The sequence below is a fragment of the Pseudoalteromonas sp. S3785 genome, from assembly GCF_005887365.1.
Taxonomy (GTDB): domain Bacteria; phylum Pseudomonadota; class Gammaproteobacteria; order Enterobacterales; family Alteromonadaceae; genus Pseudoalteromonas.
In genome coordinates, this window is the sequence record NZ_PNCT01000110.1 from 1 (window position 1) to 7827 (window position 7827).

Genomic DNA, 7827 nt, shown 5'->3' on the forward strand with positions numbered 1-7827 from the left:
AGCCTGTTAAAGCAGAGCCTGTAGCAGCTGAGCAACCAGTTACTACAAATGCAACTCAAAAAGATGCAAATGCTAAAACGGCTATCACCAAAGGCGCGGCAAGTGCACCAATGGCACAGCCGACACCTGTTGCTGATAGCGACGTAAAGCATACATCAGTTGCCATGGCACACGACAAACGTGAGTTAGTGCCTGATAGCGGCTTACGCGCAGGTTCAATTAAACCAGCAGGTCGTGCAAGTTCTGCAATGACTAAAACAATGAGCGCTGAGTAACCCTTAGCCTAATTAAAAAGCCCCGCTATTAATAAATAGCGGGGCTTTTTTGTTTTAAAACCTGTCTTGTCCTGAAATGTATTTTCTCATTTGCCCCTCTTTCGCTTCTCTTTGTGCAATAGATCTTTATTAGCAAAAATAAATAGCTGCGTTGCTTCTCGCCTAAGCAAACTTTATGACTCCAGCCAAACTTAAAAACCTTGAATAATAGTAACTTGTAGACGCACAACTTATTGGCGTGCCGGGCAAAGCCCGTAATAAACGTATATTCACAAAGAGGATATGAGACGCTGCGCTTTTAGAGAACAAATGAAAAAATAATTGTTTAAATTGGTGTTGTTTTCTCATTTTATTCTCATTCACTTTTCTTTGTGCAATAGACTTTTAAGTGGCTTTACTACCTAGCAAAAATAAAAAAGCGCGATATAAATATCGCGCTCTTAAATCGGCTTTTAATTAGATCAAATGAGTTTACTCACTTTCACTTTCCATAAAACGTTGTAGTTGATCTTTTAAGTTAGGTGGAATGCCTTTAATGACTAGTGTATCGGTCGCTTCATTGTAAGTTACACGCTCGCCTAAATGTTTGCGCTCAAAACTTACACTTACACCGCCGCCTAAGCCCGAGAACTTAACCATACTGGTCACGGTTTTTTTATCAACGGGGAAAGAGTCTTCTAAATCGTAGCTTTGCTCTTTACAAAAGCTGTCAAATGGACTGTCATCGCCTTTAGTTAAAGTCGCCGAAAGTTCAGTTACGCTTGCATCTTCACCTGTGGTTACACAGTCATTACAGTAGTCAAATACTTGCTTACGTAATTCGTCTTTTTCTGATTTATCAAACTCCTGCTCAGATAAATAATCTTCAACAGCGCTGAGCATCACTTGGCTTTGTTGTTTAGGGTCTATGCCCTCTTCACACCCTAAAAAATCTAAGAAAAAGTCTGCTACTTTTCTCCCTGCTCGCCCTTTAATAAACGAAATATAACGATTGTCGTCAGCTTGTGTGTCCCATGCGGTTAAATCAATGCGAGCTGCTAATTGCATGCGCGATATATCTAAGTGGCGCGACGCTGCTAAATCGAGCTCTGAGGTCATGCTGTAGTGCTCTTTAATGTTGATCATAGCTATTAGCATGTAATCAGTAGCCACATACTGATAATGACAAAATACTAAATAACCGGTTTCACTAAAGGCGTACTTATCAAGCTCTTCTTTTAAAATCGTAGATGCTTGCTCGGTCATGTGCCAAAAGCCTAACTCGTCGTTACGGTAGCTTTGCATTGCTGACGCTACAACACTGTTTTTATCGCCACTAAATGCACAGTAACCTTTGCCTGGCTTTGAGTTGTATGCATGATGGAGTTGTTCGATAAAAACAGCGACTTTATCATTAATCACCATTTCATCGTTTCGGAGGTGAATTTGCGTATCGTCGTCTTTTTTGTCTACATAATGAACGACTAATTTTTTAACGTCTGTTGTCATCTTTGTTTTTCACGCCTCTGGTGTTAAAATACGAGAATATAACTCTTTTATTGAACCAACTGATGCCAATCTTATCAAAATACTCTAATGAAGAAGTAGAACAAATCGTCGATCAGCTCATTGATGTGCTAACGCAACATAATGCGCCGGTTGATTTAAGCCTTATGTGTTTAGGAAATTCTATCACGCATATCCTAAAAGAGCATGTACCTGCAGGGAAAAGACAAGCCGTAACTGAGAACTTTGCAAAAGCACTTGCTCAGTCGGTTAAATAAATTATATGAATTTATCGCAGCACAATCAGTTTTCATCTAAAGCGAGTCAGTTATTAAGTTGGGGCCATTGGTTCACTTTTGCAAACATTGGTTTAGCGCTTTTTATTAGCCTAAGTTTTTTATTTGCTGATTCACCGCCAACTAGCTTTATGGGTATTACCTATATGTTAGTGACGTGGTTAAGCCATACGAGCTTTATCGCTTTTTTAGCATTTGTGCTGACGGTATTTCCTTTAAGCTTAGTGTTTCCTTATCCCCGCCATATTCGAGGTATGGCTGCCGTTATTGCAACACTTGGAGCGTCTATTTTAACGCTTGATGCATATGTATATGTTAATTTGGGCTACCACTTAAGCTCTTCTGCGCTACCGGAAATTATTTCTTTACTATGGCATCGCCTTACCAGCTCGCCGGCCCTTACTACATTGTTAGCTGGGGGGATTGTTTTACTTATTTTAGGCTTTCAGCTAGTTGTAAGTAACTATACATGGCAGCATTTAGCGCGTTTAAAACAACTTAAGTTTGCCCGTTTTGCCAGCTCGTTTTTAGTATTGTGTTTTGCACTTAGCCACAGTATTCACATTTGGGCCGATGCAAATTTAAAGTTTGATATAACGAAGCAAGATAACGTTTTACCGCTTTCGTACCCTACAACCGCTAAAAGTTTATTAGCTAAAAATGATTTACTCGACATTGAAAGCTACAAACAAGCTCACGATGTAAGAATTAATAATCAAAACGTTAATTATCAAATTCCTTCGCCTTTACAAAAGTGCGACGATTACACCGAGCAACAAGTTGATATTTTTGTATTTGAGAACGATGAACAGTTAAAACAGTTTGTTGCTAAACATGAAAACCTACATAAGACTGATCAGTTTTTACAGCCAACACACCATGGAGATAGCTTATTTAGTTTAGTGTATGGCTTACCTTCTTTTTATAAAATGAGCATTTTATCAGAGCAAACCTTGCCTGCATGGCAAAGCCAACGTAGAAGCATTGAACTTACGGGTATTGAAGAATTAAGCTTTATAAACGACCAAGCCCACTCAAACAGTGCGATTAGAATCATCAAAGCAGAGGATGCCCCTTCTCCACGCAATGACGACACGCATATTTTTGCCTTTAGCTTTGCGAATAATAGCTCAGAAGTAGTTACATCATCGGTGTTATACAGCTCTGATAAGCAAATAGCCAAGGTAGACGGGCTTATTCAACCTAGTGATATTATTGCAACCAGTGTAGGGCAATACTTAAACTGTAAGTCTGTTGTTACGCAAACCATGCTAGGTGAAAACCTCTATAAGAAAAAAACAGATACCGGCGTTAACTACTCGCAAGGTGTAGTTATTGCTTACAAAAAAGATAGAATTACGCTTATAGATTCAGACGGTAACTATAAAAATATATCTGCCGCTGAAGGTTTTTCTATAGAGCAAAGTCTCGATATCCCGTTTTTAGTACAAAGTATTAAAAAGCTAAAAACCTACACACATTAGCCCTATCCCTTAACCTAGCTTGCTATAACACCAAGCTAGGTTATATTTACTAAATCATAGTAAACGCTCAGGGATGAACTTAATGCAAAAACACACACTTTTTTTATGCGCAGTAATGGTATTCTCGCTTTCTTTACATGCGCAAAATTCCACAACCTACTATAAATGCGTGACAAAAAACGGCACTATCTTTTCGCAATTCCCATGTAAAGTTAACGCTACCGCCTATACAATTAATACTGTATCAGGAATTAATACTGCACCGGCGCATGATTACACAAAAGAGCTAAACGCACTCGAGCGCGAACGTATTGTGCTTGATCTGCAAGCAGAATTGAGAAGCAATAATAATAAGTTAGCAATTATAAAACGTAAGAAAGACCGCGCTGAGTACAATCAGCAACAGCGGCTTAATCGAATTTTAGATGACGAGGATAAAAAGTTAATTAGCAAAGATATAACCAAGCAGTTAAAAATAATAAATAAAGAGCATAAAAAGCAAACAACCGAAATTGAAAAACGTATTAAAAAGTTAGAGAAAAAAATAGCCTCCTTCCAATAGCATAGCTTTTTGTCATCACACTCAATTATGCTTTAAGCGCAAAGTATAAAAACCGAGAATATTTATCTTGGTTTTAAACTTAAAATAACATACCCTTAACAACTATAGAGTTAAAGCTCTAACGTGTATAACGTATCAGCACCACTAACACTAAAAACGTTATATGCACTTTTTTAAGGAGTGTTTATGCAGCCACGCCACATAGCAGAATTAATTTTAACGGGCTTTAAAAAGCATTATCAGCTGTTTCAAAAAACTACCGCTCAAGCCCCGCTTGCCTTCGCTAAACGTGATTGGCAGCATATTAATGACATAAGTAAACTGCGCATTAGTTATTACGATGACAGAGTAAACGAAACAACAAAAGCATTAAAACAGGCACACTTAACTGAGCACTTAGATGAACAGCTTTGGCTAGAAGTAAAAAAACTGTACCAACGTTTTTTATGCTTCCACCCTCAAGCTGAACTTGCCGAAACGTTTTATAACTCAGTATTTTGCCGTTTGTACCACAGGCGTTATTTTCATAACGACTTTATATTTGTACAAGCCACATTAAAAGATGCCCCTGCTATTCCTGTTGAGGCAGAATACCGAAGCTACTTTCCTGTGGTTGATGGTTTAAAACCCACTATAAAGCGCATTATTGAACATTTTGATTTTAAAGCCCCATTTGTAAATTTAGAGCGTGATATACGTTTGCTCGTAAAAGCATTTTATAAACAAGCGCCCGACACACACCACCAACCTTGGCAAATGCGTTTTGATATTTTGCACGCACCTTTTTATCGTAATAAAGCAGCCTATATTGTGGGCAGAGTGGTCTCTCAAAGTGGTGTACAGCCTTTTATTATCGCGGTACTTCATCATGAAGATAAAGGTTTATATCTCGATGCACTGTTAACCAAATCATCGCAAATGCGGGTTATTTTTGGCTTTGCACGTGCCTATTTTATGGTAGAAACCCATGCGCCTTCGGCTATGGTGCGATTTTTAAATCAACTTATGCCTAATAAAACGCTTGCTGAGCTCTACAATGCCATCGGGTTTCATAAACAAGGCAAGACTGAGTTTTACCGTGAGTTTTTACATCACTTATCTCACTCAAACGATAACTTTATAATAGCGCCAGGCACCCCGGGCATGGTGATGATGGTATTTACGCTGCCCTCATTTGGTTACGTCTTTAAAGTTATTAAAGACAAGTTTGGCGAAAGCAAACCGTTTGGCCGCGATACCGTACTTAAACGCTATCAATTGGTAAAAAGTCACGATCGGGTTGGCCGCATGGCCGACACCATAGAGTACTCTAACGTAGTATTTCCTTTGGCTCGCTTTGATAGTAAATTACTAGCGCAGCTGCATAAAACCATTGGCTCATCTATGGTTATTGAAGGGCCGTGGCTTATTATAAAGCACTTATATATTGAAAGGCGCATGACACCGCTCAATTTATTTTTAGAAAATGCAAGCGAAGAAAGTGCCGCCGATGCAATAGAAGAATACGGACAAGCTCTTAAAGAAATGATTGCGGTAAATATATTCCCAGGCGATATGCTGCTTAAAAATTTTGGCGTAAGCAAACACAGCCGAATTATTTTTTACGATTATGATGAGGTTCAGTACTTAACTGATATGAACTTTAGAGCCTTACCTAAGGCCAAAAGCTATGATGATTACTTAACCGATGAACAAAGCTACTCAGTTGCGCCACAGGATGTTTTTCCTGAGCAACTTTGTACCTTTGTAATGCCAAACCCAAAGTACAAACAGTTTTTGCTCAGTACACACCCCGAGCTTGTTGATGTTAGCTTTTGGAAGCAAGCTCAACAAAATATCAAAAAGGGCTATGTTAGTCACATATACCCATACCCGACAGCACAACGCTTTATTCATCACTGGTAAGCGTTAAAGGACACACAATGAACATAAGTAAAATAGATTTAAATTTGCTGGTTTACCTTGATACTCTATTGCGCGAGTGCAATGTAACCCGCGCCGCTAACCAGTTAAGTATTACTCAACCGGCCATGAGTAACGGCCTTAAGCGCTTACGCAATTTGTTTAACGATCCTATTTTGGTGCGCACCAGTGAAGGTATGGTTCCTACAGAGCGCGCTATAGAGCTGCAGCCAGTTATTCGCGGTATATTAATGACTCTAGAGGAAACCCTCGCACCAAATCGTGAATTTGAAGCCAGCCAAAGTAAACGTGTATTTAGAATAATGGCCAGTGACTACGCAGCCAGCACCTTAGCGCCAAAGCTTTTAAGTAAACTTCATGAAGAAGCACCCGATACAACCTTAGATATACTCACACCAAGTGATGTAACATTCCATGATGTTGAAAATGGTAAAGTGGATATGGCCATTAACCGCTTTGAAAACCTACCGCAATCTTTTCATCATAAACGTATTTGGAAAGACAGCTTTTGCTGCTTAGTAAAAGCCGACAACCCAATTATCGAAAATTTCAGCCTAGATAGCTATTTAAAAGCGCGTCATATCTGGGTAAGTAAAACCGGCTTTGGGGTAGGTGTAGGAATGGACCCTAAAGATGTTCAAAAGCTGGGTTGGGTTGATGAAGCACTTGCTCATTTTGGTAAACATCGAAATATTGCCACGTTTACCCGTAATTACCACGTAGCCATTCATTTAGCAAAAGAGCAAAATTTAGTAGCGACCTTACCTTCAAAAGCTGCCAATATTTACTTAGATGATGCAGGCCTTAAAATTTTAGAGCCGCCATTCCCTATACCGCCTTTTGAGCTTGATATGATTTGGAGCCCTTTACTACATCGCGACGCAAGTCATATTTGGTTGCGCCAAAAAGTAGCCGAAGTGGCAGATGAACTTAAATAACCTTATTACAAAAGCCATGTAAAATTTGCGAGGTTATATTAATTTAAATAACTTCGCTTGCTATTAACAATATATAATAAACTTAAATTTCAAACACTTAAAAACAAATCAAAAACTTGGAATGCCCTTTGCTCTATTTACTATGACATTTAAATTCATGTAAAGAGAGGTCATTATGAATACCCATCAAGGAACCGAAGCAACTCATATTACTGACATCATCCAAGTAATGAACAGTGGCATTGATTTTTATCAAAAAGCGCAGGAAAAAGTTGAAGACCCAGCCATTGGCGCATTATTTCAACGCATGATTGACGCACGAAAAGTAAGTGTTGAGCGCTTACAACCTTATGCAGTTAACGAAAAAGGCGAGCGTGAAGACGGCTCTTCTTTTGCTGTAGAAGCGCGCAGAGCTTACACCGCCCTGCTCACTACCTTTAGCTCTGATAACGATAAAACATACGTTAAAGAGCTTGAAGAAGTAGAAGATAAAACTCTTGAAGAAATTAAAGCAGCTATGGACAAACCACAGCCCGCTGATTGTGAAGCTGCATTAGCTAAAACGTTATTAACCATGCAAAGTTGCCATACAGAAATGAGCCGCATGCAGAAGCACTAAAAGTAATACCAATCCGCATAATAAAGTGATCTATTTTGAGGATGGATAAACGTGTTGATAGCAAGGCAAAAAATTTGCTATTTAGTTGTTCTAAATGAGAATTTTTTAACGCAGATAGCGGCACGTTTAGCCCCTGAAAATGATTAAATATTATTGCGGATTGGTATAATAGCTTAAATTACAACCCAGCTTTTTAGCTGGGTTTATTATTGACTATTCAAATATAAGTCATGTAGTGAGCAAAC

At 38.8% G+C, this 7827-nt stretch carries 8 protein-coding genes; 7 read left to right on the plus strand and 1 reads right to left on the minus strand.

The genetic code is table 11. The features are described 5' to 3' along the window. On the plus strand, positions 1–275 hold a 275-nt coding region (locus CWC17_RS18550), incomplete at its 5' end, for a hypothetical protein (RefSeq protein ID WP_249935949.1). 471 nt (positions 276–746) lie between these two features. On the opposite strand, the gene yejK is transcribed toward CWC17_RS18550, so the two are convergent. After that, on the minus strand, positions 747–1763 hold the full coding sequence (yejK, locus tag CWC17_RS18555; RefSeq protein WP_138614573.1) for a nucleoid-associated protein YejK: 1017 nt from the start codon (positions 1761–1763) through the stop codon (positions 747–749). Positions 1764–1825: 62 nt separating this feature from the next. Here yejK and CWC17_RS18560 point away from each other — a divergent pair, with 62 nt between their 5' ends. The 6 genes from CWC17_RS18560 to CWC17_RS18585 all read left to right on the plus strand — a co-directional run bounded on the left by CWC17_RS18560 (position 1826) and on the right by CWC17_RS18585 (position 7582). Continuing rightward, on the plus strand, positions 1826–2038 hold the full coding sequence (locus tag CWC17_RS18560) for a YejL family protein (protein ID WP_004588923.1): 213 nt from the start codon (positions 1826–1828) through the stop codon (positions 2036–2038). 5 nt (positions 2039–2043) lie between these two features. Next, on the plus strand, positions 2044–3540 hold the full coding sequence (locus CWC17_RS18565; protein WP_138614575.1) for a DUF3413 domain-containing protein: 1497 nt from the start codon (positions 2044–2046) through the stop codon (positions 3538–3540). Between the two features lie 82 nt (positions 3541–3622). Beyond that, positions 3623–4102: a DUF4124 domain-containing protein gene (locus CWC17_RS18570; protein WP_138614577.1), complete on the plus strand. Its 480-nt coding sequence runs from the start codon at positions 3623–3625 to the stop codon at positions 4100–4102. 186 nt (positions 4103–4288) lie between these two features. Continuing rightward, entirely contained in the window at positions 4289–6007 is a 1719-nt protein-coding gene (aceK, locus tag CWC17_RS18575) for a bifunctional isocitrate dehydrogenase kinase/phosphatase (protein ID WP_138541961.1), read from the plus strand. Between the two features lie 17 nt (positions 6008–6024). Further along, positions 6025–6963 (plus strand): LysR family transcriptional regulator, encoded by a 939-nt coding sequence (locus CWC17_RS18580; RefSeq protein ID WP_024032602.1) that lies wholly within the window; start codon positions 6025–6027, stop codon positions 6961–6963. A gap of 175 nt (positions 6964–7138) precedes the next feature. After that, positions 7139–7582, plus strand: coding sequence for a ferritin-like domain-containing protein (locus CWC17_RS18585; protein WP_055015648.1), 444 nt, complete (start codon positions 7139–7141; stop codon positions 7580–7582). Positions 7583–7827 lie beyond the last annotated feature (245 nt).